This window comes from Streptomyces sp. NPDC101191 (assembly GCF_044767915.1).
In the GTDB taxonomy this organism is placed as follows: Bacteria; Actinomycetota; Actinomycetes; order Streptomycetales; family Streptomycetaceae; genus Streptomyces.
The window spans coordinates 170037-195120 of the sequence record NZ_JBIWOU010000002.1 but is presented as its reverse complement, the minus strand read 5'-3'; the positions used below and the strand labels follow the sequence as shown (position 1 = coordinate 195120).

Here is a 25084-nt window from a genome sequence, read left to right as displayed (position 1 = left end):
TTCCGTCCCGCCGCGCCGCCCGGAAGGCGATCCCCTCCCTCCACTCCCGTCCAGGAGCCTCCATGACCACCGCCCCGACCCCACGAAGGCGGGCCCGCGCCACGGCCTCACTCGTGTCCCTCGGTGCCCTGCTCGCCGCCTCCACCACCGTGCTGGGCGCGGCCCCCGCCGGCGCCGCCGAGACCCTCCTCTCCCAGGGGAAGACCGCCACGGCCTCCTCCGTCGAGGGCGCCGGCTACGCCGCGTCCGCCGCCGTCGACGGAGACCTCACCGGCACCCGCTGGGCCAGCCAGTGGAGCGACGCCCAGTGGTTGCAGGTCGACCTCGGCGCGCGTGCCGACATCAGCCGCGTCGTACTGAACTGGGAGGGCGCGTACGGCAAGGCGTACGACATCCAGCTCTCCGACAACGGCACCGACTGGCGCACCGTCAGGTCCGTGACCGCCGGGGACGGCGGCACCGACGAGCTGACGGTGTCCGGCACGGGCCGCTACGTACGCCTCCAGGGCGTCACCCGCGCCACCGGATACGGCTACTCCCTCTGGGAGTTCCGGGTGTACGGCGACGCCGGCACCACCCAGCCCGGCCCCGGGGGCGCCGTCCGGGTCACCGGCTCGCAGGGCGACTGGCGACTGACCGTCGGCGGACAGCCGTACACCGTCAAGGGCCTCACCTGGGGCCCGGCCCTCGCTGACGCCGCCCGCTACATGCCCGACGTGAAGTCCATGGGCGTCAACACCGTCCGCACCTGGGGGACCGACGCCGCCTCCAAGCCCCTGCTCGACGCCGCGGCCGCCCAAGGCGTCCGGGTGATCAACGGCTTCTGGCTCCAGCCCGGCGGCGGCCCCGGCTCCGGCGGCTGCGTCGACTACGTCACCGACACGACGTACAAGAACACCATGCTCACCGAGTTCGCCAAGTGGGTCGACACCTACAAGTCCCACCCGGCGACGCTGATGTGGAACGTCGGCAACGAGTCCGTCCTCGGTCTGCAGAACTGTTACGGCGGAGCCCAACTCGAAGCCCAGCGCAACGCGTACACGACCTTCGTCAACGACGTCGCCAAGAAGATCCACTCCCTCGACCCCGACCACCCGGTGACCTCCACGGACGCGTGGACCGGAGCCTGGCCGTACTACAAGCGCAACGCCCCCGACCTCGACCTGTACGCGATGAACTCCTACGGCGACATCTGCGGTGTGCGCCAGGCCTGGACCGACGGCGGGTACACCAAGCCGTACATCATCACGGAGGGCGGTCCCGCCGGCGAGTGGGAGGTCCCCGACGACGCCAACGGCGTCCCCGGCGAACCGACCGACGTCCAGAAGGCCGACGGCTACACCAAGGCGTGGGGCTGCGTCACCGGCCACCAGGGCGTCGCCCTCGGCGCCACCCTCTTCCACTACGGCCTCGAACACGACTTCGGCGGCGTCTGGTTCAACCTCGTGCCCGACGGGCTGAAGCGCCTGTCCTACTTCGCCGTCAAGAAGGCCTACACCGGCTCCACCTCGGGCGACAACACCCCGCCGGTCATCACGAACATGAGCGTCAGCCCCGCCTCCGCGGCCACGGCCGGCCGTGAGTTCACCGTCCGCGCCGACATCCGCGACCCCGACGGCGACCCCGTCACACCCAAGATCTACCTCAGCGGGAACTACGCCAACGGCGACAAGCGCCTCGTCGACGCGCAATGGCGTGCCACCGGCAACGGCACCTTCGCCGTCACCGCGCCCGAGAAGCTCGGCGTCTGGAAGGTCTACATCCAGGCCGAGGACGGCCACGGCAACGCCGGCATCGAGACCCGGTCCGTGAAGGTCGTCGCCCCGCCCGTCGCCGGCACGAACATCGCCCTCGGCAAGCCCACCACCGCGTCCTCCTTCCAGGCCTCGTACGGCGACTGCCCCTGCGCGGCGGCCAACGCCACCGACGGCAACCCCGGCACCCGCTGGGCCAGCGACTGGAGCGACCCGCAGTGGATCCGGGTCGACCTCGGCTCCGTGCGCTCCTTCGACCGCCTCCAGCTGATCTGGGACCCGGCCTTCGCCCGCGCCTACGAGGTCCAGGTCTCCGACGACGGGAACGCCTGGCGCACCATCCACACCACGAGCGACGGCAACGGCGACGTCGACACCGTCGAGACCGGGGCCACCGCCCGGTACGTAAGGCTCCAGCTCACCGCACGCGGCACCGGCTGGGGCTACTCGCTCCACGAGCTCGGCGTCTACAGCTGACCGACGCCGTCGTCCCCCTTCCGAGGAGAAACCGAGGAGACACGATGAGAATCCGCGGCCGGACCCTGTCCGCCTTACTGCTCGCCACCGCCCTCGGCGTCTCGGCCCTGTCGGTCGACGCCTTCACCGCCGTCGCCTCCGCCCCGGGCGACGCCCCGGCCGTCCAGGCGGCGGCCCGGTCCCACACGGGGCACGTCATGGGAGCCTCCGCCCTCCCGTCCGGCGACGATGCCGACGGAGACGGCTACATCCCGGCGAACCCGCAGGTCACCGGCGTCACCCCGTCCCAGGAGGTGCCCCCGCAGGCCTACTTCCACGAGTTCCAGGCCAACTGCTCCGTCACCCACACCGCGCCCGACGACCCGATCGTCTACCCCGGCCGGCCCGGCGCCTCCCACGACCACACGTTCATGGGCAACACCTCCACCAACGCCCACTCCACCACCGCGTCGCTCACAGGCGGGCCCACCACCTGCAACGCGCCCGCCGACTCCTCGGCGTACTGGATGCCCTCGCTCTACAAGGGCGACCAGAGGATCCTGCCCGTCGGACCCCAGGTCATCTACTACAAGTCGGGCGTCACCGACTACCGGAGCGTCCGTCCCTTCCCCAGAGGGCTGCGGTTCGTCGTCGGCAGCCCGATGCAGACCGCCCAGGAGTTCCGCAGCCACAAGGGCTTCGTCGAGGGCTGGGAATGCGGTGACAGCTTCTTCAACGTCGACTTCCCGGCAAGCTGTCCGAGCCGGCCCGACGTGCAGCTCAACATCCGTTTCCAGGCACCCAGTTGCTGGAACGGTCTCTACCTCGACACACCCGACCACAAGAGCCACATGGCCTACCCGGTCGTCAAGCCCGGCACCAACGACAACATGTGCCCGGCCTCCCACCCGGTCGCCCTGCCGATGATCGAATTCAAGATGGCCTTCCCGGTCAACGGCGACATGAGCCAGGTCCGCCTGTCCAGCGGGCGCGGCTACTCCTTCCACTACGACTTCTTCAACGCGTGGGAGGAGCGCACCCTCAAGGCCCTGGTCGACCACTGCGTCGTGGGCGGCCTCCAGTGCGACACACGCGGCTACGACCAGAACCACCCCGAACGCGGAGCGGTGCTGAACGCCGACCACCGCCTGCCCTGACCACCCGTCACCACCCCGTACGGGGCGGCCCGGACACCCGTCGCGGCGCCCGGGCCGCCCCCACCCGCCTCGCACCCGGAGCGCCCCGTATGCCCGCAGCAGACCGCTTCCCCGACGACGACGCCCTCATCGACCGACTCCCGCGCGACTTCCGGATCGGCGCCGCCACCTCCGCGTACCAGATCGAGGGCGCCGCGACCGAGGACGGCCGGACCGCCTCCATCTGGGACACCTTCTGCCGCGTCCCGGGCGCGGTCGCAGGCGGCGACACCGGGGACACCGCCTGCGACCACTACCACCGCATGCCCGAGGACGTCGCCCTGATGGCGGCCCTCGGCCTGGACACCTACCGCTTCTCCGTCTCCTGGCCGCGCGTCCAACCCGGCGGCCGCGGCCCCGCGAACCCGGCCGGACTCGCCTTCTACGACCGGCTGGTCGACGAACTCCTCGGCCGGGGCATCACGCCCTGGCTGACCCTCTACCACTGGGACCTGCCCCAGGAACTCCAGGACGCCGGCGGCTGGCCCGCCCGGGACACCGCCCACCGCTTCGCCGACTACGCGGGGCTCGTCCACGACCGGCTCGGCGACCGCGTCGTCCACTGGACCACCCTCAACGAGCCGTTCTGCTCGGCGGTCCTCGGGCACGTGGAGGGTGTGCACGCGCCCGGCGGCCGCTCCCTCGCCGACGGTGTCGCCGCCGTGCACCACCTGCACCTCGCGCACGGGCTCGCCGCCGGCCGCCTGCGGGCCGACGCCACGCGCCCCCTCGACCTGGCCGTCACCCACCTCCTCGGCACCAGCACCCCCGCCACCGACAGCCCCGCCGACCGCGAAGCCGCCCGCCGCGCGGACGCGTTCGGCTTCCGCTTCTACCTCGACCCGGTCCTGCGCGGCGCCTACCCGGACGACCTGATCGCCGACCTCGCCGCACAGGGCATCGCGATCCCGGTCCGCGACGGGGACCTGGACACCATCGCCACCCCCATCGACACCCTCGGCGTCAACTACTACCGCTCCATGAAGTCCTCCGGCACAGGCCCCGACGGCGCCACCACCGACCCCCGCGGCCGCCCCGTCAGCCGCGCCCTCCCGCACGGCGGGCTGCCCGTCACCGGCCTCGGCTGGGAGGTCATGCCCCACGATCTCACCGCCCTGCTCCTCCGCATCGCCCGCGACTACCCCGGCACCCCGATGGTGATCACCGAGAACGGCGCCGCCTACGACGACACCCCGGACGAGGACGGCCACGTCGACGACCACGAACGCACCGCCTACCTCTCCGCCCACCTCGCCGCCGTCGCCCGCGCCCACGAGGCCGGCGCCGACATCCGCGGCTACCTCGCCTGGTCGCTCCTCGACAACTTCGAATGGGCCTACGGCTACGCCCAGCGCTTCGGCCTCGTCCACGTCGACTACCCCACCCAGACCCGCACCCCCAAACGCAGCGCCCACTGGCTCCGCGACACGGCCCACCGGGTACGCGGCGGCGCCTGAACCCGAAAAGCGTCCGGGAAGCGTGTGTCAGCCCTCGCCGGCTCCGTGCCGTTCCGCCCGCGCCCTCCAGTGGACGACTCTTTCCTGGTTCGCGAGAGTGTCGGGGTGGGTCCCAGGACCAGGGAGGGAGTGACATGAACGTCAGCGACTGGGCCCTGGTGGTGCCGGTGGCCGTCACACTCGTCGCCGCTGTCGCAGCCGTGTTGGTCGTGGTCGTGGCGGTGAAGGACACCGCCTCGCGTGACCGGCCACGGTGCTGAAGGCGGTTGCCGAGGTGATCCGGGCGGTACGGGGCAGCCGCCGCACCTGATCGCTACAGGCCCGGCACCTTCCGAGTCGACCACGGCCTCCCGAGCCGGGATCAGGGCGGCGGCGGTGGCGGTGCCTGGGGCGCCAGTTGGTTCGCGGCGGAACGGGACGCGGCCGCGGCGAGCTTCAGATCGGCGGCGTCACTGCGGCCGAGGGTGAAGATCTTGACCAGGGCCAGCAGAGTCGGCCCGAAGAAGGTGCCCGCCAGTACCGGGTGGTCATGGATCCCGAAGTAGACGGACGCCCCGAGCGTGGCCAGGGCCACCACCAGCCCCGCGTACACGCCGTGGAGGTGCCGCCGGTGCGCACGCAGCCGCTCGGCCGACCGGGCCCGGATGCGCTCCTGCTCGGCGAGGGCCCTGTCCCGTTCGGCCTGCATCCGCACCTCGTGCTCGCGAGCGAGCTGCGGGTCGAGCGCGGCCAGGGCCACCGCGAGGTGCTCCGCCGGAAGCGTTGCCCACTGGGTGGCGATGTCCAGTGCGCTGGGCTGACGCGCCTCCTGCATGCCCAGTTCCTCAGCCATCGCTGGCGCCTCCGTCTCCTTGGGGCGCCGGGCCCGCCTCGGCGAGCCGCAGCGACGAGGGGGGCGGGCCCAGGGCCCGGAAGAGTGCGTCGAGGCCGCTCGCCATCGCCGTCACGGCGGCCGGGGTGTCCGTGGACTCCGCCATGTTCAGCAGGTCGGCCGGCGAGGCCTGCGGGGTGGGCCGGTCCGGGGGCGGGGCGACGGGCGGGCGCGGCGGCTTGTCGAGGCTGCGCTCGAAGTGCGAGCGCAACACCTTGGTGTCGCTGCGCAGGTAGCGCCGCAGTGCGGTCCACGCGGACCAGGTGAGGAGGGCGAGGTCGGGCAGACGGGTCACCAGCACGCGCGTGACGAGCGGGACGTCCTGCCGGTCCTTGGCGAGGAGCAACCGCAGTTGCCAGCGGCCCGAGGGGTGGGCGCGCGACCACAACGTGGCCTCCACAGCCGGCCCGTGGAGCAAGGCGAGGCACCACACGGCCATGGCCGCGGCGACGTACCCGTTCGCGAGGACGCCGGCCACTGCCACGGCGACGACACTGACGGGGCCGGCGGCCAGGGCACGTATCAGGGGCACCACCAGCGCCTGTCGGGCCGTGGCCCGGTCACGCAAGGACGCGGAACGACGCCACTCGCCTGTGCGATGGATCTGGAGCGCGCTCGTGAAGTGCCGGACGCGCCACGACGTGAGCTGACCCCACCGCGTCACGGGCGTGCCGGTCTCTCGCGCCGGTTCCCCGTACAGCACGACGCCGCTGGCTCCGTAGCTGAACAGCCGCAGCATCAGTTCCTGTTCCTCGGCCTTGCAGTCGTCGTCCCAGCCACCGAGGAGGCGCACCAGTTCGGTCCGGACGAAGTGCGTGTCGCTGGGCCCGAGGTAGAAGTGCTTCGCCACGCGGACCGGGCGGCTGCCGCGCACGCACACCAGCCTGTCGAGCCGCTTCTGGAGCTCGATCGCGTTCGTGCCGTCAGGGATGTCGATCGCGACGCGGACCACGTCGGCGCCGGACGCGCGGAAGGCGCCGTCCACACGGTCGAGCAGATTGCCGCGCACCGGGCCTTCCACGTCGATCACGCCGATGATCTCACCGGCGCAGTGGGGCAGCGCGGCGTTCAGCGCGACGGACTTGGTGACCGCCGGTGAGTGGACGACGCGAATCCGGTCGGGATGCCGCCGGGCCAGGTCCCGGGCGGCCGGTTCGCTCACGAAGTCGCCCGGCGCCAGGAGCAGCAGGATCTCGACGTCCCGCCGGGGGAGGGCGAGGAGCGACTCGACGGTCGCGGCGAGGTCCGGCTCGTGGCGTGCGGCCACGAGCAGCGAGAAGCGCACCCGGCCCGGCGGCGTGTGCGGCGGTGTACCCGGTTCCGGCAGGTCGTACTCGGCCAGGGCGCGGACGAATCTCGGCCGGGGCAGGAACAGCCGGACGAGCACGGCGGAGACGGCGACGACGCCCATCACCACGACAGAGACGTCCACGGACCCCACCCCCTCGCCTCCACTATGGCCCAGCGGCCGCCCGGCCGTGTGCCGTTGTGGCGAGCCGATCGCGAATCCGGGGGCGCCGCCGGACGTGACGGCCGAGGAGACCGAGGAGGCTGAGGAGACCGGGCAAGGTGTCCGGTCGCCTGCCGGACGATGGCCCTCTGGACGGGTGCTGGTCGGCGTCACCGGCCGCAGCCTGCCGGATCCGTCCCGGCGCCGGCTATTTCGGTTCTTGCCGCGGGTTCAGGTGAGGACGTTCACGGCACGGGCGATGACGAGTCCGAGGATGACGAGGGAGACGAGAGACTGGACGGCCATGGTGATTTTGGCCCAGGGGGCGAGCGGCATGACATCGGTAGGGCTGAAGGCAGTGGAGTTGGTGAGCGCGAGGTAGAGGTAGTCGATGTACTGGGGTCGCCAGTGAGTGGGGGTGAGTTCCGGGTTGAGCTGTTGGGGGAAGGCGAGGGCCGGGTGGGCGGGCAAGCGATGGGCGCGGGCTGCCGCGCCGCCGCCGTCGAGGTCGAAGTAGAGGAGGGAGAAGGCGAGGACGGTGCCGGCCCAGACGGTGGCTCCGGTCTGGAGGAGGCTGGTCGCGGACGCTGTCTCCTTCCCGCTGTGGACGATGTCGTCGATGAGTTGGACGGTCGACCAGACGGCACCGAGTGCGAGGACGCCGACGAGGGCGATGGACACGGCACGCAGGGCGGTGGAGCGGCGGTCGATCCGGCCGGGGTCGCCCACGATCAGGGTGAGGAGGAGCAGTCCTTCGAGCGTGGGCAGGACCCAGCGGGGTGCGAGGCGCAGGTCCTCGGGCAGGAGCAGGGTCAGGGTCATGGCGAGGATCACGGCCAGCGCCATCGGCCACCGAGGCTCGCCGACGACCGTGCCGTCGGCCGGGGTGCCGGGGTGCGGGGGAGCGTGATGTCGGGTCACGGAGGTCTGCTCCCTGTCGTCGTTGCCGCGCGCCGGCCGGCCGGTGTGCGTGGCCCTCTACTCCACTACGGCCTGCCGGGCCGGGCACCGCTCGTGGGGCCGGTCGGGCCAACCGGATTCCCGGAACGGGCGACCCTGCGGGTCGGGGACGAGTCCGTCCCGAGCCCGTGAACCGAGCCGGTCCACGCGCCGCTCCTCGTCCGGACCTCACGGCTTGAGTCGTCCGCCGCAAAGGCGGCGGTGGGGGAGTGAAGGGGGCGGAGGGTGGAGAGGCTGCCGGGGGTGGCGGAGAGACTGGGGAGATGGGGGAGCGATGGCCGAGGCGGGGGCGCGTCCGGGCGGGGCGCACGAGGACGGCGGCCCTGGCGAGGAAGCCGACGAAGGGCAACCTCGCCGCAACAGCCGGCTCTGGCTTCGTGCGGGACGGCTGTTACGTGTGCTGTTCCGTACGACGTTGCGGGGTGTGGTGTCCGTGGCCGCGGCGCTGACGGTGGTGAGCGGCGCGGTCGTCGGTGTGAAGACCCTTCTGCCGCAGGGGCCGGACGACAGGGTGCGTATCGACCGGCCCGCGGCCACGGGAGTGGTGTCACGCTGCATCACGGTCGCCGGTACGGGCAGGCCCGCCGAGGGGCACCGTCTGTGGATCGCGGTCCGTATCGAGGGTGCGTACTACCTGGTGGGCCGGGTCCGGCAGGACAGCGCGCAGGGAACGGGTCACTGGAGCGCGGACGCCGTGACGGTGGGTCCGGAGGAAGGGGCGGGCAGGACGTATCTCCTCACGGTCCTGGACCTGGCCCCCGCCACGGATGCTGCCCTGAGTCGTGTGACGGTCGACGGGCAGCGGGACAGTCTGTGGCGGCTCGCCTTTGCCGAACTCCCGGACGGGGCGCACGTCGTGGCGGAACGCCAGGTGGTCCGCGACGCCACCCACCGCGACTCCTGCCCGAGCTGAGGAACCGGGGCCGTACACCGCGATCTCGTGATGCCCGCCGTGGCCTGAAGCGGGCCAGGCAGAGCGCGAGCGACCTGACCGGGGCCGCGCCGCAACGGCACGGCGCGGCAGTAGACCGCAGCGCCCGGCGGTCCGGGCAGGGGGACCGGGCTCTTCGAATGCTCCCCGTGGGCACGGGATGCTTCCCGCGGGGCGAAGCCTCGCACGCGCGGATTCCGCCCCGGCTGCCGTACACGGCCGGGAGGAACGGATCATGACTGCGTGCGTCATCACCCACGCCCTGCCCCTGCCGACGGAGGTGTCAGCACGGCCCGCGCCCCCTCTCGTCCCCGCAGACGAGCCCCGACCCACGCAGCCACCCTCGACCGCGACCCGGCGGGCGTGGGTTTCGTCTACAGGGCCGACCAAAGTTCGTTTCGCGGGTTGCCCGACAACGACAGGCGAGCGACGCTGGAAGGGAGACCTCCGCGTGAGAGGTGGTGCGACGCATGCCCCGCGGACTCCATGCACCCCTGGCGGCCTACTCCTGCCACCGCCGCAGCGACGGCACCGTCCTGTGCCGCGTCGCCGGCCAGATCGACATGGACGCCCGCACCACCCTCCACGCGACCTTCCAGTCCGCGCTCGACCTCGCCCGGCCCCGCGCGACGATCGTGGTCGACTTCGCCGGGGTGGCTTTCTGCGACTCCACCGGCCTGAACGCCCTTCTACGCCTGCGTCTCGACGCCGAGGCCGCTGACGTGCTCCTGGTCCTGTCCGACCCGCGTCCGCAGTTCACGCGGCTCCTCGAGGTCAGCGGCACCCGGAGTCTGTTCACCGTGTACCCGACCCTCGACGCGGCGCTGCGCGCCACCCATCCAGCCCCGACGTAACCGACCGGCGCTGCGAGGGGCGCGCGCCCTGGCCCAGGACCTGATCGACACGTCCGTACCGTGCTCACCGACGCGGGATACGGCCCGACAGCGGCGTGCACCTCCACGAACACGCCTACGGCGTCATCATCACCTGGCCCGCTCCCGGCCTCGTCCGGACCACCGTCACCGCGCACCTGGGGGACGGCGACCTCGCCGACCGGGCGCAGATCTCCGGCATCCGCTCCGCCATGGACACCGCCCTGACCGCGGTCCTGCAAGAGGCCCGCCTCAAGGCCGTCTCCCACACGGACGGGTTCATCCTCGTGGCTCGTCCCACCTGAGCAGGTGCAGGCAGGGGGGAGCAAGCTCGTGGCTCGTCCCACCTGAGCAGGAGCAGGCAGGGAGCGAGCAGGGTCAGGCGGACTTCCGGCGCCGCGACGAGGTGGTCTTCTTTGCTGCCGTCTTCTTCGCCGCTTCCGTCGTCTTCTTCGTCGCCGCCTTCTTGGCGGGCGTCTTCTTCGTGGTGGTCTTCTTGGCGGCGCTCTTCTTGGGTATCTCGTGCACGGTGGCCGACCCGCCGCCGGTCTCGCCGCGGGACTCCTTCGCCTTGGCCACCGAGGCCTTCAGGGCGGCCATGAGGTCGACGACCGGCGCCGCCTCGGTCTCCTCGCCCGCGACGGGGGCCGGCGCGCGGTGCTCGGCCTTCGCCGCGATGACCTCGATCAGGGCCTCGGTGTAGTGGTCGGTGAGCGTGCTTCCCAGGTCGTCCAGGTGCTCGACGGACATCGTCTCCATGAGCGCGAGAGCGCCTTCGATCTCCTTCTCGCTCACGTCCGTCTCGGGCGGGGCCAGCTCGGCGGGGGAGCGGATCTCATCGCCCCAGTGCAGGCCCTGGATACTCAGGGCCTCGCCGACCGGACGGAGCAGTCCCAGCCGCTCGCGGCCGCGGAGGGCGTACTTCACGACGGCGACCTTGGCGGTCCGGGTGAGGGCTTGGCGGAGCAGCGTGTACGGCTTGACGGAGACGTCGCCCTTGGGCCGGGCGTAGTAGTCGCCGGCCCCGTACGAGACGGGGTCGACGGTCCCGGCGTCGATGAACGCGACGACTTCGACGGCCCGCGCGGTCGGCAGCGGCATGCCCGCGAGATCCTCGTCCGTGATCGGGATCAGGTGGTCCTTCGTGACCTCGTACGCCTTGCCGATCTGGTCCTCGGTGAGGATCTCGCCGTCGATGTCGCACCGCTTCTGGTAGCGGATCCGGCCGCCGTCCTCCAGGTGGACCTGGCGGAAATGGACGTCATGGGACTCGGTCGCAGGCTCCAGGGTGACCGGCACCGTGACCAGGCCGAACGATATGGCGCCGTTCCACATAGGACGGGGCATCGCTTCGCGCTCCTCCCGAACGCCCCCCAGGGTGGCTTCCCAGGCTAGGCAGACCGGCTGGGTGATCGCACGGGCTGGGTGATGGGGAGGCGCGCCTACTGGAAGATTACGCTCCGTTTTTGGGTGAATACCAAACGTAGTGGCTGTTTTGCCCGCCTCTCCTCGTGAACCGTGAAAGGGCACACCCATGCCGTCGGCCATGTGTAAAACGACGACCACTCGCGGGGCGCGGCGGCTGGCTGCCGCAGCCGTCGCGCTGGGCAGTTGCCTGGCACTCGCCGGCCCGGCTGCAGGCGTCGGCGCGGCCCCCGCCGACCCGGTGCCCACCGTCTTCTTCGGCGACTCCTACACCGCCAACATCGGCATCGCCCCCTTCAACGAGGACGGCGAAAGGACCTTCTGCTTCAGGGCCAAGGAGAACTACCCGGCCGTCGCGACCCGGCACCTGGCGGAGAAGAGCATCACGCTCGACGTCCAGGCCGGCGTCTCGTGCGGAGGCGCGCTCATCCATCACTTCTGGAACGAGCAGGAGCTGCTGGCCGGGTCCGGCTTGAAGGTCCCGGCGCAGCAGGAGGCACTCAAGGCCGACACCCAGCTGGTCGTGGGCGGCCTGGGCGGCAACTCGCTGGGCTTCAACCGCATCCTCAAGCAATGCTCTGCCACGCTCCGGGATCACGCTCTGCTGCCCGGCACACCGGTGGACACGGACGAGCCGGCCGCCAAGTGCGCGGAGTTCTTCGCGTCGGGCGACGGCAAGGAATGGCTGGACGGCCGGTTCGAGCAGGTCGAGTACGAGCTGGAGGAGCTGCTCGACCGCATCGGCTACTTCTCCCCGGAAGCGAAGCGCGTCCTGGTCGGCTACCCCAGGCTGGTACCCGCCGACACGGCCAAGTGCCGGACGGCGGCCCCCGGTCAGACGGAACTGCCGTTCGCGGACATTCCCCAGGACGCCCTGCCGTTCCTCGACGGGGTCCAAAAGCGGCTCGACGACGTCATGAAGAAGGCCGTCGCCAATGCCGAGGTCGATGCCGACTTCGTGGACCTCTACGACCACACCGGTAGCAACACCGCGTGCGACGGCGCCGACCGGGGCATCCGCGGCCTGCTGGAAAACTCCCAGCTCGCCGAGGGCCAGATCCCCTGGTACGCCCACCCCAACACCAAGGGCCGAGACATCCAGGCGGAACAGGTGACCGCGAAGATCGAGACGATCCTCAACCGGTAACGGCACCCGGGGGCGGACCCCACGTGGGTGTCGGCCCCAGGCCCGCCGCCACCCGACCCGTGCCCAGATCCCGTGATCCCGTCAGGCGCGCGCAGAGCCATGGCGCTTCCCGGGGCGGGCCGCCCCGGGCGGAACCGTAGCGGCGGTCACGAACGTCCCGCGTGCCTGATGGCCAGCAGAGCGACATCGTCGTCGTTGTCCGGGGGGCGGGCACGGGCGAGAAGCTCGTCCGAGAAGGACTCCAGCGGACGGTGCGCCAGGGAGGCGGCGTGACGGCGAAGGCCGGCCAGTCCCTCGTCGAGGCTGCGACCCCGGGACTCGATCAGACCGTCCGTGTAGAGCACCAGGGTCGCGCCCACCGGGAGCTCGGTCCTCGCGTCGGGGCGGTCCTGGTCGGGAGCGGCGCCGAGGAGGATCCCGTGCCCCTCGGTCAGGTAGCGGGCGACGCCCTCGTACGTGATCAGAAGCGGCGGCGGGTGGCCGGCGTTGGTCCAGGACAACTCGCAGCGGCCGTGCCGCTGCGTCATGCGTACGAAGACCAGGGTGGCGAGCGAGACCTCGGCGACGTCCAGGACCGCCCGGTCGAGCCATTCGACGATCTTGCTCGGCGGTTTCTGCTGGGACAGGGCGTAGGCGCGCAGCATGTTGCGCAACTGGGCCATTCCGGCGGCGGCGTCCAGGTCGTGGCCGACGACGTCGCCGACGACGAGGGCGGTCGCGCCGTCCGTGAGGGTGAAGGCGTCGTACCAGTCCCCGCCCACCTGGGAGGCGTCCGGCGCCGGGAGGTAGCGGGCGGTCATGGTGTGGCTCGGGGTGTACGGCAACTTCGGGAGCAGGTGACGCTGCATCGTCTCGGCGACCTTGCGCTGCCGCTGGTAGAGGCGGGCGTTCTCCAGGGCGAAGCTCGCGCGGCGGGCGATGTCCTCCAGCACACGGGCGTCGGACCGGGTGAACCGTCGGGGCTGGTCGGCGCGGCCCAAGGTGAGGGCTCCCAGCACGTCGTGGAGGCTGCGCAGCGGGACCATGATCGCCGAATGCATGCCGGTCGCCTCGAACAGGCGCCGCTGCTCCACAGCGACGCCGGAGTCGGGCGGACCCTGGTAGGTCTCGGGCCCGGCGAAGGAGGACGCCACGCCACGCAGGGCGCGTGACAGAGGCATCTGAGACTCCTCGGGCACAGGAGGCATCGGACCCTGGAGATCGTCCCGGAAGCGCACCACCCCGCCGTCGTCGGCGTGGGCGACGGCGAAGCGCCAGACCTCGTCCCGCTCGCCGATCAGGTCGATGACCGCCCAGTCCGCGAGGCGAGGCACGACAAGATCGATCAGACGGCGCAGCGCTTCGTGGATGTCGAGGGTCGAGGTGAGCAGCGTGGTCGTCTCGGCGAGCAGGGTGAGCCGTTCCACTTCGGAGAGCGGCACGCCGCCGAGGGCTTCGCGCCCGGGCCGGACGGGGGGCCCGTCCGAGTGGAAGAGAACGAGGGTGGCGGAGGTCCTGGGGTCGATGTGGCAGGGAGTGGCCAGCCATGACACCGGTAGCAGAGTGCCGTCGCCGCGTTCGAGCCACTCGCCCTGGCGCATCCGGCATTGAGGCCTCGGTACGAGGTTCCCCGACCGAGTACGGTGCAGCAGGTCATGGGCATCGTGGCCGAGGAGCTCGACCGCGTGCCGCCCGAGCAGGCTCTCTCCGTACCGGTTCACCGCGACGATCACACCTTGCTCGTCCACCAGGTAGGCGCCCGAGCCGAGCCTGTCGAGCATGGCGGTCATGGCGTCCTGCGAAGCGTCGGCGCCTGTCATGGCTGCGCCTCTCGTCGGCTGGCCTCCTCAGCCGGCGAGTGCCCCCGGAGCCGCGGGTGATGCGCGCGGAGCTGGGCACAGCCCTCCCGGTAAGGGCGAGCGAACGGGTGCCCGTCTGCTCCCTCGGCCTGCTCAGCCCCCGGGCCGCGGCCTCAGTGCATCTCCATGCCCGCGCCCGCTGCAGCAGCCGACTGCCCGGCGACCTGGGGGAGCGGCCGATAATGCCCGGCGACCCGGGTGAGCGGCCGACAATGCCCGCAGCGAGTCGACCTGGAGTGGGGGGGGCGAGCCTGTTCCTGCGGGGCATGAAGCCCCTGCGCAGGGTCGCCCAAGGGTGCCTCGCGGCTTCGCCCAGGACATCACGCCAGCGTCCCGCTCACGCCTGCGCCCGTCAGCCTCGCTGCTCGTACGGCCCAGGCGCTTCCCCGACGGGCAGGCGCTTCCCCGACGGGCAGGCGCTTCCCCGACGGGCAGGCGCTTTCCCGACGGGCACGTGGCCCTTTTTCTGGGGCGCTTTGCAGGCCTGGCTGAGAGACGAGCGGGCATACGGACTGCACTTCCTGTCGAAAGGAGCTTGTCATGCTCGGGATAGTCGCCGCGGTGTTGTTCCTGGTGTCGTTCCTGATCAACGCCGCCGAGATCAGCACCAACCACGTGTTCACCTCGGCGAACGTGATGCTGCTGGGGCTGGCTGCGCTGGCTTTGCACATCGCCGGCATCGGCAGTGGCTGGGGCCGCAGACGCTGACCCTCACCCCCTCCCGCCGCCGCGCGGCTCCCAGGGCGGCGCTGGGGAGGGCGTGACGCGACACGGAGCCCTCACGGGCGCGAGGACCAGGCAGGGGTCATGAGTGCGCGCACTCATGACCCCTGCCTGTTGCCTGTGGCGATGACACGCCCCTCGCGAACGCGCTGTCGCCGGAACCGTGTACGTCCCCGAATCCGTCCGCGAGCGGGTCGACGAAGACGCCCAGGCGCCGGAACCCAGCCGGCGGCAACGAGGCCTCGTCCGGCACTTCCTGCGGGCGCGGGGAACGCGTCAGGCGAGCGGGTTGGCGCTGGAGTTCGGCCCCACGATGCAGTCGTTGAAGGTGCCGTCGTTGCACACGTACAGGGCGATGTACTTGATGTTGTAGCCGTCTGACAGGGTGAGATCGTTGTGGTTCGTGCCCGACCCGCTGCAGCCGTTGTAGTCGTACCGGTGGGTGCTGGTGTACCAGACCCCGCCGTTCGACCGGGTCACCCGGAGCTGGGCGTAGACCGGGTTGCTGTTGCAGTTGTCGTCCTCGACGTGGAGGTCGATGTTGGTCAGGCTGCCGGGCCCCGACCACGTCCACGTCGCGCTGGCGTGACCCGCCCACATGTAGTTGCTCGCACTGCCGGTCGCTGCCCAGGCGCTGCTCGGAAGGGCGAGCGTCAGTCCGATGGCGGCGGGAACGGCGAGCAGGGCTCTGCGAAGTCTGAGCATGTCTCCCCCTTTGATCGGCCGACTCCGTGACCACGTGTCAGGAGCCGCGAGGAACGCAAGGCTGTCAGAACCAGACTTGATATGTACATGCTTAAAATGCTTGTACCGCCCTCCTTTTGCCGCGCATCGTCAGGGCGCCGAGCCCCCGCCGCGGCAGGGCTGCCGACCTAGGCCACAGATCGACATTGCACCTCGCGAGTGGCGCAGCAGGCGCACCTGCCGTGCCCCGGCCCGCACGCGCTCATCTCACGGTTCCGTCCTGGCTGAGGATGACGTCGTCGCGGACCGACCGACTGCGCAGCCTGTGGAGGGCACCGGATGGGGAGGGGGCTGCCCACGGCCGGCTCGACAGCCTGCCGGCGCCGCCCGCCTACCTGAGCTGTCCCGATAGAGGGTCGGCGCCGGTCAGTTCACAGGTCGCATCCCACAACCGTGCGGCGGCGGACCGGTCGGCCAGGTGGTTCCAGACGGCCTCCCGCCGAGGCTCGCCACGCAGGCCGAAGACGCGTGGCCCCCACAGTTGGCCTCCCTGTACGGCCGGGTCGAGGACCGCCCGTACCGCTGGCCAGGCGCCGGCGTGCTTGCCCTGGACGAGCAGGGCCGCAGGAGTCGAGACCAGCCGTGCGCCGGTGGTGGGCACATGGAACGGCGGCCGTGACGGGGTGAGGGAGTCCAGTGCGCCGCCGGGGTGGACCACTACGCTCGCCACCGTGCTGCCGACAGCGCGCAGGCGCCGATCGAGTTCGAGGCCGAAGTACATCTGCGCCAACTTCGAGCGCCCGTAGGTGCGCTTGGGTCGGTAGTCCTTCCGGGACTGCAGGTCGTCCGGATCGAGCCGCTCGGACTTGGCCGCGAAGCTTCCCATGGTCACGACGCGGGCCGCCGGTGCAGCCGACAGCAGTGGCATCAGCAACTGAGTCAGGACGAAGTGTCCCAGGTGGTTCGTGCCGAACATGAGTTCGTGACCGTCTCCGGTCTCCCTGCGCGGCGGGTCGTCGAGTGCGACACCGGCGTTGTTGACCACGGCGTCAAGGCGCGCCACCGCCAGTGAGTCCACCGCTGTCGCGAGCGACGAGAGGTCGGCGAGGTCCAGCCGCACGGCCCGCACCCGCGCACCGGGGACACGCGCCCTGATCGACGCGATGGCGAGCTCGGCCCTGGCAGGACTCCGGCAGCCGAGTACGACGGTGGCTCCGGTCGTCGACAACTGCTCGGCGACGAAGTACCCGATCCCGGCGTTGCCGCCGGTGACCAGGAAGACACGGTCCTCAGCCCTCGGCAGCCGTTGGACATTCCATGACAGGGCGGACGGCACGGCGACGGTGCTCCCTTGCTACTGAAGACGGTTACGACGAAAGCCTTCGGCGACTCGGGTTGCACGGTGCCGGCGCCCACCGACAGATCACCGATCGATCACCGACAGCCCTACCGGCAGGCACCCGGCCGACATGACGTCGGCCCCACCACGGAAGCGCGGGGCGGGGCCGAGACGAGGACAGGAGGATCGACTGGCGCAGACCGGGGCACCTGCCCTGGGACTGCTGGAGCGAGTGAATCATCGAGCCCATGTCGCCGAACTGGGAGACCTGAGAGACGATCACCCAAAGTGGGCCCTGACCGTGGGCTGTGAGGGCGCGGCGTCGGTGTGGTGCTGTCGTCGGGCGGCCTCAAGTAGCCGGGCCCAGGAGCGTACGGTCGGGCGGCGCTTCAGCAGCGCTCGGCGCTCCCGCTCGGTCATGCCGCCCCATACGCCGTGCTCGACGCGTTGATCGAGCGCGTACGCGAGGCATTCGGCTTTCACCGGGCAGCCGGTGCACAGCGCCTTGGCGCCGTTCTGAGCCGCCCCCTCGACGAACAGGTCGTCCGCTTGCGCCACCCTGCACAAGCCGGACGACATCCAGGTGGTCTCCACGCGTCCCCTCGAAGTTTCAGCGCACCGCCCCGGTCAGGAGCAGCGTCGACTGGGCGGGCAGGTTATGTAGGCAAGTGCCATAGGTCTACGGCACTGTCCGGCGTTCGTCCCATCGAGTGACCGATTGACGGCGGTTCAAACCTCGAGCCCCTGAATGCCCCTCACCTCGCAGGACAGACGTGTTCAAGTTGTGCATGAATGATCGAATGGCGGAGGCTTGCGTGAGGTAGAACGGACGTCGGGCCTTCTCCCACCGGCGGAGGTCCGTCATGACGTCGCCGGGGCGCCCGGCAGGATCGAAGGACACAAGCATGGCCAGCGGTACCGTGAAGTGGTTCAACGCCGAGAAGGGCTTCGGTTTCATCGCCCAGGACGGCGGCCCCGATGTGTTCGCCCACTACTCCAACATCTCGGGCAACGGTTTCCGGGAGCTGGTCGAGGGTGAGACGGTCACCTTCGACGTGACCCAGGGCCAGAAGGGCCCGCAGGCCGAGAACATCGTTCGCGGCTGACCCACCACAAAATGCCGCGCCCTTCGCGTCGCCCGCTGTGTAAGGTGGGATCACCGACGCGGGGTGGAGCAGCTCGGTAGCTCGCTGGGCTCATAACCCAGAGGTCGCAGGTTCAAATCCTGTCCCCGCTACGAAAGGTAGGGGCCCGGCACCAGCCGGGCCCCTACCGCGTTATTGCCACACGATGGCGGACAGTGCCGGCCCACACGATCGCGGCTCCCGTCGCCACGGCCACGCTCGGCCTCGCGCTGAACGATGCAGCATGCCGCCTGGCTCCCTGCGGGCCGGGACGGGGCACTGCTGCCCTCACGGTCGCGCAGTGGCTTCCCAGGCGGCAGTGACACACCCTTCTTCCCAATGCCACCACTCCTTCGTCTCGCCCTGCTCCAACAGCTCGCGGATCTTCAGCAGGTCTGCCTGCGGCGGGACGTCCAAGGCCACCATCCCGAACCGCTCGATGCCTTCGCCCGTCGTGCCCAGGCGATGGAAGACCTCCAGCACGCTCTGCCGGGCAGCGGCAGAGCCGGCATCCTTCAGCAGGATGAGTCGGATGGTGCAGCTCTGGGAAAGCTGCACCGTTTCCCCGCAGAGGAAGGCGCCACTGGCAAGATGACGCCATGTTCGATTTCGGCATCGCTGGCTACCAGCCAGCATGGTTGGACAGCCGCGGTGACGTCGTTCAGGAACATGGGCATCGTCTGCGAGGCCTTGCCGGCCGGACGCTCACGAGAGTCTGGATGGTCTGGGACCTCAAGGACGACGAGTGGTTCTGCGACTGCCCGGTGCTGTTCGACTTCGATGGCCAGCAGGTCGAGATCAACCATCACAAGCTGGGCGATCTCTCCCTGACGTGGAACATGATCGACCCCACCCGTCCAGTCCGGTGGCCCGGCTTCGACCTGCAGTGGCGTCCCGAACCTCTTCCCGAGGTGCAGGCTGTGAGGGGGCTGCCGCTCAAGGGGGCCGAACTCCTCGAATGGATGGGCGGGGACGTCGCTCAGGGAAACGTCGACATCAGCTTCGCGTTCGAGACGGGTCGCGTGACCGTCTTCAACGCACTCGACGAGAACGGGGTGAGCTTTGCCCCTCCCGGTCCGAGCCAGCGCCTCTACCCGTTCCATTGACGCACTCGGGGGTTCAGGTATAGCGCCAGTTCGGCGTGGATTCCCTGGTCAGCCGGCGGCTTATCGGGTCAACCATCGCCAGCTTGATCATGGCTTCGGAGCGGTGCGGTTGGGTTTCGTAGTCGCGGGCGAGGCGGCGGTGGTGCATGAGCCAGCCGAACGTTCGCTCCACGACCCAGCGCCGCGGAAGGACCTCGAAGCCTCTCTGGCCAGGATCGCGGTGGACGACTTCGACGTCGATGCCGAGACGGGCACCGTGGTCGATGGCCTTGGTGCGGTAACCGGTGTCGGCCCCGGCCTCTCGCCTTCCCAGAGAGCAAGGTCGTAGCTCATGCCCGGGGGCTCTCATGCCGCTCTGACAGCCCTACGAAACGACGTCTGAACACGGTCTAGTTGTTTGCGGGACATGACGTTGGTGACACAGGCCGATGCCCGTGAAACCAAGATGCTTCGACGGGCATAGGTCGGGTAGCGTGCGGACCATGTCGAGTCCTGAGTCAGACACGGTGGGGGCTTTCGGTCACGCCGTCAGCCCCCCTGAACCACTGAGCTCGTAGCCCTGTCGTCGCACCGCTCTCGCGGTGCCGCGAGTGTGCGCATGGGGCTGGCCGCGGTGACGAGATGACCTTCTCGTGCTTCTCTCACCTCGGAGCGACTCGATGCCTCTTCCTCTGTATCTGCTTGCCATGGCGGTCTTCGCCATGGGGACCTCGGAGTTCATGCTCGCCGGCCTCTTGCCGGACATCGCCTCGGATCTTGACGTCACAGTCGGGACAGCGGGCGTCCTCACCTCGGCGTTCGCGATCGGCATGATCGTCGGCGCCCCTCTTGTGGCCGCGCTTGCCCGTGACTGGCCCAGGCGCGTCGGTCTTCTCGGGTTCGTGCTCGTCTTCGCGGCAGCTCACGCCGTGGGCGCCGTCACCACGAGCTTCCCCCTCCTGTTCGCCACTCGGGTCGTCGCCGCGCTCGCGAACGCGGGATTCCTTGCCGTCGCTCTGACGGCTGCCGCCACGGTGGTCTCGCCCGACAAGAAGGGACGCGCGCTGGCCGTACTGCTGTCGGGCACCACGGTGGCCACGATCGCCGGTGTCCCCGGTGGGGCAGTGCTCGGCACGTTGCTCGGCTGGCGGGCCACATTCTGGGCCGTCGCCGCTCTCTGCCTGCCCGCAGCTCTCGGCATCCTGAAGGGAATCCCGGCAGGACGCGATGAGGACGAGGCGACCGGCAGGCCGGCCTTGCGAGCGGAACTCGCCCAACTCACCCGGCCGCCGCTGATCCTGGTGATGCTGCTCGGTGCGCTGGTGAACGCGGCAACGTTCGGAAGCCTCACCTTCCTCGCCCCCGTGGTGACCGACAGCGCCGGGCTGGGTGAATTGTGGATCCCTGTCGCGCTGGTGCTTTTCGGCGCGGGTTCCTTCGTAGGCCTCACCGTCGCCGGACGGCTCTCCGACCGGCGACCCGGTCCGGTCATCGCAGTCAGCGGTCCATTGCTGCTCATCGGCTGGCCGGCCCTGGCGGTGCTGGCCGACGAGCCGGTCACCCTGTTCATCCTCGTGTTCATGCAGGGCGCACTGTCGTTCGCGCTGGGCAGCACGCTGATCACGCGGGTCCTCTACGAGGCCGCAGGAGCCCCCACCATGGCAGGCTCGTACGCGACTGCGGCACTCAACGTAGGCGCCGCCATCGGCCCCGTCATCGCCGCGGCCACCCTCAGCACCGAAGCCGGGACCCTCGGGCCGCTCTGGGCGAGCGGACTCCTCGTCGCCGTGGCGCTACTCATCGCGTTTCCCTTCCTCACCGCCATCACGGCCGGCCGGAGCACGGAGGGGCTCCGATGACACATGCGAGCGCCCCGTTGTCGGTGCGGTTGTCATAGCAGCGCGCGGTACGGGGAGCCCTGCAGCAGCCTGGCACCATGCCGCGGACGTAACTGTCGGGCGCGGTCAGGCACGTTGCCCCAGGCCTTGAGGGTGCGGATCCTCCGTTACGGCCGGCTTCCCGGGGCCGCACCCTCGACGTGCGGCCCCTGCCACACGTTCGTCTCGTCCTGTCCAGCGTCGCCAACTACCGCAGGCGCGGGCGGAATTCGCCAGGGTTCGCCAGGGTGCGCGAGATGTTGTGCCACCGGCGGTCGGGTGTCAGGTGGAGGTGGCACGTCCCAGTTCGCGGACGGGGGCGTTCCTGTCAGCCGGATTCTTCGGAAGGGAGGTGAACATGCGGAAGCGGGCCAAGCGTCCGGGTCGGCGCAAGCGGATCGGCTCGGACACCCGGGTGCAGGTGATCATTGCTGTGCTCGGCGCGGTCACATCGATCGCAGGGTGTGTGGCGCAGTTCGCGCGCTAGCAGCGTCGTGGGCAGGTGAGGTACCGGACGGCACGTCGTGGCCTGGGTGAAGCGGGCCCGACCGGCACATGATCGGCCGGACCCACCTCGACGCCCCGCACACCTGGCCGGGGTTCTGGGGGCAACCAGGACCCCGGCCGCACTCGCGTACGGCCTCCGGCGGAACTGGAGAGGCGCCTACCAATCATCGCGGCCTCTCGGGGGAAAGCCCCCTTGGCGAACCCTGGCGGCGACTGGCGAATCAAGCCCGTCACAGGGTATTCGTCAGGCCACCCCTACTCCCCACAGTCGCATAAACGATTCAACTGGGCAGCAGCCACGGCCAGGAGCGTGAGGGGGACGATCCGCCCCTTCCTTTCCACTCTCTGCGAACCGCACAGCGAAGACAAGACTGCAATTTTTGCTCTCAAACCAGGAAAATCATTCCCGAGCGGAGGTCTGCGCCGCTCTCCAACGGGAGGACACACATGTCAGACGTCTGGGATCCGCACGGCAGCCTGCAGCGCGCGTTGTGGATCGGCGGCGCACAGTGGTCCGGCAAGACCACCGTTGCCGAACTCATAGCCAGCAAGTACGGATTAACGGTGTACCACTACGACTATCACGACGCCCGCGGACACCAGGATCGCCGGATCGCGCGTCGTGTCGCCCTGGGTGAGCCTGTGGAAGATCCCACCCCCGACCATGTCTGGCTGGACCGGGGCCCGGAGGAGATGGCTACCGAGACGTTGGCCGGCTTCCCGGTCCGCTTCGAGTGGGCGTTGGACGACCTGCGCGCACTGTTCACCGGCAGGCCGGCGATCGCTGAGGGATGGGGGCTGCGACCGGAGCTGGTTGCGCCGCTGCTCGACTCCCTCCGGCGAATGGTCGTCCTCGTCCCCACCGAGGACTTCCGGCAGCACCAACTCCGGACCCTCCCGCGCGCGGGAACTCTCAACGTCCCTGTCACTGACCCGGCACGATCCCAGGCCAACCGGCTCGCCCGTGATCGGCTGGTTGCCGAGGACGCAGTACAGAACGCCCGCCGCCTCGGCATCCGCGTCATCGAAGTCGACGGGACGCTCGACGCTGTGGCTGTGGCAGCAGAGGTCGCCGAGCATTTCGCTCCTTACCTTGGCTCGGCGACGGCCGCGTGATCGTTCGGCCCAGAGGTTTCCGCTGTTGATCGCCGGGACACTGCCTGGGCTTGCCGGCCCGGGCCGCGGCCGAGCGCTACCGATCCCTGGACGCGCCGCAGGCGGGTAGCGCACGTGGATCCGCGAGCGCGCTGCGTGTGACACCCCCCAGGCATGACTTCCTACGGAATGAGAGGAAATGTTTCAGCGCGGCGTCGCGGTGCCACCGTCCAGCGGTCTCGCAGGCGGTGCCACCGTCCAGCGGTCTCTCGGTCGGTTCCTAGCCGAGGGCGGGCCGGCTGCAGCGACCCTGGATGAGCGCGATGGTGATCGTGGGGACGAGGGCCAGAGCGGCCATGGTCGCGCCGACCATTGCCGGACCGGCGGCCTGGAAGGGCGAGCCGAGGGCGAGCACGGTGACCCAGGACCCGGCCGCCGTGCCGAGGTTGAACGCCGACACGGTCAGGGCCGAACCCAGGGTTGGGCCTTGCCCGCGAAGCGGACGCCGAGGGCGATCAGGACCGGAGTGCCCAGGAAGCCGACCAGCCCCAGCAGGGCAATCAGCGCCACCGTCGGGACCGCGAAGGCCGACAGCAGGCCGCGCGTCAGCAGGACCACAGCGGCCGACGCCGCAGCCTTGATCGTCGTCGCGTACGGGCGGACGTCCCCGGCTCGGCCGCCGACGAGGAACCCGGCCGGGGCGCCGGCGCCGAAGCCGACGAGGACGAGTGGCAAAAGACCCGCCGCGCTTCCCGCGCGGTCGGTCAGCGGCGGCGCGACGTAGGTGTACGTGCCCAGCACGCCGGCACTCGTGGTCGCGCAGGCAGCCAGCACCAGCCAGAGCCGGCCCGAGCGCAGTGGGGACAGCTCCGAGCGGATCGACACCGTCTGCCCGCCTCGGCGCTCCTTCGGGACCGAACGCGCGATCAGCACCATCGCGGCCGGCGCCAGGACGGCCAGTATCCAGAAGGGTCCGCGCCAGCCCATCAGCTGTCCGGCGAAGGCGCCGAGCGGCACGCCGACGACATTGGCGAGCATGGCGCCTGAACCGACCACGCCCACGGCACGCGAGCTCGCGGCCGGACCGGCCGCCCCGGGGGCCACGACGTTCGCCACCGCCCAGAACGCCCCTGTCGCCTGCGCGGTCAGGAACCGCGCGGCAAGCAGCAGCCCGAAGCCGTGCCCGACAGCGGCGATCGCGTGTCCCGCGGCGAAGACGCCCAGGGCCCGTACCAGCGTCCACCGGGCAGGCAGCCGCAGGGCCAACATCGACATCAGCGGCGCGCCGACGACCATTCCGACCGCGAACACGGTGATCGCCAGGCCGGCACGAGCCACGCTCACCTGCAGGTCGCTCGCGATCTCCGGCAGCAGACCCGCCACATCGAACTCGGTGGTGCCCATCAGGAACGTCCCCAGCGCCAGCACGTAGACCACACCGGGAAGCCGTCAGGAGGCAGGTGCCCGTTCCTCGACGCGTCCTCGACCCGGGCGCGCAGCACTTCGTCGCCGACTGGGGCCAGGCCGTCACCATCGCCACCGCCCTGCTGCGCGCCCGAGGCCGGCCGTTACCCGAACGACAAGGCACTGCGGAACTCATTGGGGAGCTGTCCACCTCGAGTACCGAGTTCCGAACAAGGCGCGCTCGTGGCGGCCTCGCACTGTGACAGGTGGCCGGCCCACACCCCCCACTGGTGTGGGCCGGTTATCCACCCGGTCGGGCCTCGGCGGCCGGGGAGGCCGCGGGCCCGGTGAGCGGCTCCCAATCCGCTCTCCGCCCCTCTGCCCCCGTACCCGGGCACCATGCACTTCCGAGTGCACCGAACAGCAACGTTTCGGATGTGGTTTCTCGGGCAGGCGGGCGGCAGCGTCGCCCGTCTGCGGACATCCCCCCGAGTCGTGGACGGGGGCGACGGTCTCGTGTGCCGCCTGCGATCCCTTCCCTCACCCCGCAGGCGGCACCGGCCGTGACGGGGACACTTGGGCGGACTTGCAGCGCCGGAGAGTGCCGTCGACTCGCCCGTCCCCGCGAGGGACGGTGGAGAGGTGGGCGCAAGGCCGGTCTCGGCGCTGCCGGTCGTGGCTGTCATCCACCGCGACGAGGCATTGACCATGGCGGGCCCCCCGCCCCAGGCCCCAGAAGCCGAGCGTCAAGCCGGCCTCCGGCTCCGGCCAGGCCGGGGGAGCAGGGCTTTGAGCCGGGCCCGCCGACGCCCCCGTCCCGTCGACGGGAACGCCCAGCGCGCCGTCGGCGACACACGCCGCCGTCATGCGTGGAAGCGGTGTACGCCCA

General features: G+C 70.6%; 25 protein-coding genes, 1 tRNA gene and 1 pseudogene. 15 read left to right on the top strand and 12 right to left on the bottom strand.

Translation table 11 applies throughout. From position 1 onward, the window contains the following. Positions 1-62 precede the first annotated feature (62 nt). The 4 genes from ACIRQF_RS07995 to ACIRQF_RS07980 all read left to right on the top strand — a co-directional run bounded on the left by ACIRQF_RS07995 (position 63) and on the right by ACIRQF_RS07980 (position 5123). Positions 63-2231 carry a discoidin domain-containing protein gene (locus ACIRQF_RS07995; RefSeq protein WP_404089903.1) on the top strand — a complete coding sequence of 723 codons (2169 nt, stop codon included), beginning with the start codon at positions 63-65 and terminating at the stop codon, positions 2229-2231. A gap of 44 nt (positions 2232-2275) precedes the next feature. Further along, entirely contained in the window at positions 2276-3367 is a 1092-nt protein-coding gene (locus ACIRQF_RS07990; protein ID WP_376634609.1) for a DUF1996 domain-containing protein, read from the top strand. Positions 3368-3456: 89 nt separating this feature from the next. Then, positions 3457-4863, top strand: coding sequence for a GH1 family beta-glucosidase (locus ACIRQF_RS07985; RefSeq protein WP_404089900.1), 1407 nt, complete (start codon positions 3457-3459; stop codon positions 4861-4863). A 134-nt stretch (positions 4864-4997) separates the two neighbouring features. Beyond that, positions 4998-5123: a hypothetical protein gene (locus tag ACIRQF_RS07980; RefSeq protein WP_404089898.1), complete on the top strand. Its 126-nt coding sequence runs from the start codon at positions 4998-5000 to the stop codon at positions 5121-5123. 101 nt (positions 5124-5224) lie between these two features. Here the strand turns inward: ACIRQF_RS07980 and ACIRQF_RS07975 are convergent, their stop codons facing one another. The 3 genes from ACIRQF_RS07975 to ACIRQF_RS07965 all read right to left on the bottom strand — a co-directional run bounded on the left by ACIRQF_RS07975 (position 5225) and on the right by ACIRQF_RS07965 (position 8105). Continuing rightward, positions 5225-5695, bottom strand: a complete 471-nt coding sequence (locus ACIRQF_RS07975; RefSeq protein WP_404089896.1) for a hypothetical protein — start codon at positions 5693-5695, stop codon at positions 5225-5227. Then, positions 5688-7166 carry a glycosyltransferase gene (locus tag ACIRQF_RS07970; protein WP_404089894.1) on the bottom strand — a complete coding sequence of 493 codons (1479 nt, stop codon included), beginning with the start codon at positions 7164-7166 and terminating at the stop codon, positions 5688-5690. Before ACIRQF_RS07970 ends, ACIRQF_RS07975 begins: the two co-directional genes overlap by 8 nt. Positions 7167-7415: 249 nt before the next feature. Continuing rightward, positions 7416-8105, bottom strand: a complete 690-nt coding sequence (locus tag ACIRQF_RS07965; RefSeq protein ID WP_404089892.1) for a hypothetical protein — start codon at positions 8103-8105, stop codon at positions 7416-7418. 463 nt (positions 8106-8568) lie between these two features. Here ACIRQF_RS07965 and ACIRQF_RS07960 point away from each other — a divergent pair, with 463 nt between their 5' ends. The 3 genes from ACIRQF_RS07960 to ACIRQF_RS07950 all read left to right on the top strand — a co-directional run bounded on the left by ACIRQF_RS07960 (position 8569) and on the right by ACIRQF_RS07950 (position 10252). Beyond that, positions 8569-9057 carry a hypothetical protein gene (locus ACIRQF_RS07960; protein WP_404089890.1) on the top strand — a complete coding sequence of 163 codons (489 nt, stop codon included), beginning with the start codon at positions 8569-8571 and terminating at the stop codon, positions 9055-9057. Between the two features lie 488 nt (positions 9058-9545). After that, positions 9546-9929 carry an STAS domain-containing protein gene (locus tag ACIRQF_RS07955; RefSeq protein ID WP_404089887.1) on the top strand — a complete coding sequence of 128 codons (384 nt, stop codon included), beginning with the start codon at positions 9546-9548 and terminating at the stop codon, positions 9927-9929. A gap of 95 nt (positions 9930-10024) precedes the next feature. Further along, on the top strand, positions 10025-10252 hold the full coding sequence (locus tag ACIRQF_RS07950; RefSeq protein WP_404089885.1) for a hypothetical protein: 228 nt from the start codon (positions 10025-10027) through the stop codon (positions 10250-10252). Between the two features lie 73 nt (positions 10253-10325). On the opposite strand, the gene ACIRQF_RS07945 is transcribed toward ACIRQF_RS07950, so the two are convergent. After that, positions 10326-11294 (bottom strand): Ku protein, encoded by a 969-nt coding sequence (locus ACIRQF_RS07945; RefSeq protein ID WP_404089883.1) that lies wholly within the window; start codon positions 11292-11294, stop codon positions 10326-10328. Between the two features lie 199 nt (positions 11295-11493). Between ACIRQF_RS07945 and ACIRQF_RS07940 the strand changes: the two genes are divergently transcribed. Beyond that, on the top strand, positions 11494-12519 hold the full coding sequence (locus ACIRQF_RS07940) for an SGNH/GDSL hydrolase family protein (protein WP_404089881.1): 1026 nt from the start codon (positions 11494-11496) through the stop codon (positions 12517-12519). 146 nt (positions 12520-12665) lie between these two features. On the opposite strand, the gene ACIRQF_RS07935 is transcribed toward ACIRQF_RS07940, so the two are convergent. Beyond that, entirely contained in the window at positions 12666-14318 is a 1653-nt protein-coding gene (locus tag ACIRQF_RS07935; protein ID WP_404089879.1) for a SpoIIE family protein phosphatase, read from the bottom strand. Positions 14319-14897: 579 nt separating this feature from the next. Between ACIRQF_RS07935 and ACIRQF_RS07930 the strand changes: the two genes are divergently transcribed. Continuing rightward, positions 14898-15065 carry a hypothetical protein gene (locus ACIRQF_RS07930; protein ID WP_376634630.1) on the top strand — a complete coding sequence of 56 codons (168 nt, stop codon included), beginning with the start codon at positions 14898-14900 and terminating at the stop codon, positions 15063-15065. A 291-nt stretch (positions 15066-15356) separates the two neighbouring features. On the opposite strand, the gene ACIRQF_RS07925 is transcribed toward ACIRQF_RS07930, so the two are convergent. From ACIRQF_RS07925 to ACIRQF_RS07915, 3 genes are all read right to left on the bottom strand, one after another. After that, positions 15357-15785: a hypothetical protein gene (locus ACIRQF_RS07925; RefSeq protein WP_376634632.1), complete on the bottom strand. Its 429-nt coding sequence runs from the start codon at positions 15783-15785 to the stop codon at positions 15357-15359. 370 nt (positions 15786-16155) lie between these two features. After that, positions 16156-17100, bottom strand: a complete 945-nt coding sequence (locus tag ACIRQF_RS07920; RefSeq protein ID WP_404089876.1) for an SDR family NAD(P)-dependent oxidoreductase — start codon at positions 17098-17100, stop codon at positions 16156-16158. 282 nt (positions 17101-17382) lie between these two features. Further along, positions 17383-17682, bottom strand: coding sequence for a WhiB family transcriptional regulator (locus tag ACIRQF_RS07915; RefSeq protein WP_389752180.1), 300 nt, complete (start codon positions 17680-17682; stop codon positions 17383-17385). Between the two features lie 326 nt (positions 17683-18008). Here ACIRQF_RS07915 and ACIRQF_RS07910 point away from each other — a divergent pair, with 326 nt between their 5' ends. Both ACIRQF_RS07910 and ACIRQF_RS07905 read left to right on the top strand, forming a co-directional pair. Next, the gene (locus tag ACIRQF_RS07910) at positions 18009-18209 is read left to right on the top strand and encodes a cold-shock protein (protein WP_376634636.1); all 201 of its coding nucleotides are present in this window, start codon (positions 18009-18011) and stop codon (positions 18207-18209) included. A gap of 57 nt (positions 18210-18266) precedes the next feature. Then, positions 18267-18340: transfer RNA gene (locus ACIRQF_RS07905), tRNA-Met, on the top strand. A gap of 175 nt (positions 18341-18515) precedes the next feature. On the opposite strand, the gene ACIRQF_RS07900 is transcribed toward ACIRQF_RS07905, so the two are convergent. Then, entirely contained in the window at positions 18516-18785 is a 270-nt protein-coding gene (locus ACIRQF_RS07900) for a DUF4265 domain-containing protein (protein WP_389752108.1), read from the bottom strand. Between the two features lie 41 nt (positions 18786-18826). Here ACIRQF_RS07900 and ACIRQF_RS07895 point away from each other — a divergent pair, with 41 nt between their 5' ends. Further along, entirely contained in the window at positions 18827-19333 is a 507-nt protein-coding gene (locus tag ACIRQF_RS07895) for a hypothetical protein (RefSeq protein WP_404089873.1), read from the top strand. Between the two features lie 13 nt (positions 19334-19346). Here ACIRQF_RS07895 and ACIRQF_RS07890 read toward each other — a convergent pair. Continuing rightward, positions 19347-19622: pseudogene (locus tag ACIRQF_RS07890) on the bottom strand (transposase); the annotation flags it as partial. Positions 19623-19992: 370 nt separating this feature from the next. Between ACIRQF_RS07890 and ACIRQF_RS07885 the strand changes: the two are divergent. Together ACIRQF_RS07885 and ACIRQF_RS07880 are read left to right on the top strand one after the other, a co-directional pair. Next, the gene (locus ACIRQF_RS07885; RefSeq protein WP_404089871.1) at positions 19993-21171 is read left to right on the top strand and encodes a Cmx/CmrA family chloramphenicol efflux MFS transporter; all 1179 of its coding nucleotides are present in this window, start codon (positions 19993-19995) and stop codon (positions 21169-21171) included. 972 nt (positions 21172-22143) lie between these two features. After that, positions 22144-22812: a hypothetical protein gene (locus tag ACIRQF_RS07880; protein ID WP_404089869.1), complete on the top strand. Its 669-nt coding sequence runs from the start codon at positions 22144-22146 to the stop codon at positions 22810-22812. A 259-nt stretch (positions 22813-23071) separates the two neighbouring features. Here ACIRQF_RS07880 and ACIRQF_RS07875 read toward each other — a convergent pair whose 3' ends face one another. Beyond that, positions 23072-23251, bottom strand: coding sequence for a hypothetical protein (locus ACIRQF_RS07875; RefSeq protein ID WP_404089867.1), 180 nt, complete (start codon positions 23249-23251; stop codon positions 23072-23074). Positions 23252-23253: 2 nt separating this feature from the next. Then, positions 23254-24228, bottom strand: coding sequence for an MFS transporter (locus tag ACIRQF_RS07870; protein WP_404089863.1), 975 nt, complete (start codon positions 24226-24228; stop codon positions 23254-23256). A gap of 23 nt (positions 24229-24251) precedes the next feature. Between ACIRQF_RS07870 and ACIRQF_RS07865 the strand changes: the two genes are divergently transcribed. After that, positions 24252-24458, top strand: coding sequence for a hypothetical protein (locus ACIRQF_RS07865; protein WP_404089861.1), 207 nt, complete (start codon positions 24252-24254; stop codon positions 24456-24458). Positions 24459-25084 lie beyond the last annotated feature (626 nt).

Coding starts and splice junctions, on each gene's coding strand:
- ACIRQF_RS07995 (WP_404089903.1), top strand. CDS start 63: ATGACCACCGCCCCGACCCCACGAAGGCGGGCCCGCGCCACGGCCTCA.
- ACIRQF_RS07990 (WP_376634609.1), top strand. CDS start 2,276: ATGAGAATCCGCGGCCGGACCCTGTCCGCCTTACTGCTCGCCACCGCC.
- ACIRQF_RS07985 (WP_404089900.1), top strand. CDS start 3,457: ATGCCCGCAGCAGACCGCTTCCCCGACGACGACGCCCTCATCGACCGA.
- ACIRQF_RS07980 (WP_404089898.1), top strand. CDS start 4,998: ATGAACGTCAGCGACTGGGCCCTGGTGGTGCCGGTGGCCGTCACACTC.
- ACIRQF_RS07975 (WP_404089896.1), bottom strand. CDS start 5,695: ATGGCTGAGGAACTGGGCATGCAGGAGGCGCGTCAGCCCAGCGCACTG.
- ACIRQF_RS07955 (WP_404089887.1), top strand. CDS start 9,546: ATGCCCCGCGGACTCCATGCACCCCTGGCGGCCTACTCCTGCCACCGC.
- ACIRQF_RS07945 (WP_404089883.1), bottom strand. CDS start 11,294: ATGCCCCGTCCTATGTGGAACGGCGCCATATCGTTCGGCCTGGTCACG.
- ACIRQF_RS07940 (WP_404089881.1), top strand. CDS start 11,494: ATGTGTAAAACGACGACCACTCGCGGGGCGCGGCGGCTGGCTGCCGCA.
- ACIRQF_RS07935 (WP_404089879.1), bottom strand. CDS start 14,318: ATGACAGGCGCCGACGCTTCGCAGGACGCCATGACCGCCATGCTCGAC.
- ACIRQF_RS07930 (WP_376634630.1), top strand. CDS start 14,898: ATGCTCGGGATAGTCGCCGCGGTGTTGTTCCTGGTGTCGTTCCTGATC.
- ACIRQF_RS07925 (WP_376634632.1), bottom strand. CDS start 15,785: ATGCTCAGACTTCGCAGAGCCCTGCTCGCCGTTCCCGCCGCCATCGGA.
- ACIRQF_RS07915 (WP_389752180.1), bottom strand. CDS start 17,682: ATGTCGTCCGGCTTGTGCAGGGTGGCGCAAGCGGACGACCTGTTCGTC.
- ACIRQF_RS07910 (WP_376634636.1), top strand. CDS start 18,009: ATGGCCAGCGGTACCGTGAAGTGGTTCAACGCCGAGAAGGGCTTCGGT.
- ACIRQF_RS07895 (WP_404089873.1), top strand. CDS start 18,827: ATGTTCGATTTCGGCATCGCTGGCTACCAGCCAGCATGGTTGGACAGC.
- ACIRQF_RS07885 (WP_404089871.1), top strand. CDS start 19,993: ATGCCTCTTCCTCTGTATCTGCTTGCCATGGCGGTCTTCGCCATGGGG.
- ACIRQF_RS07880 (WP_404089869.1), top strand. CDS start 22,144: ATGTCAGACGTCTGGGATCCGCACGGCAGCCTGCAGCGCGCGTTGTGG.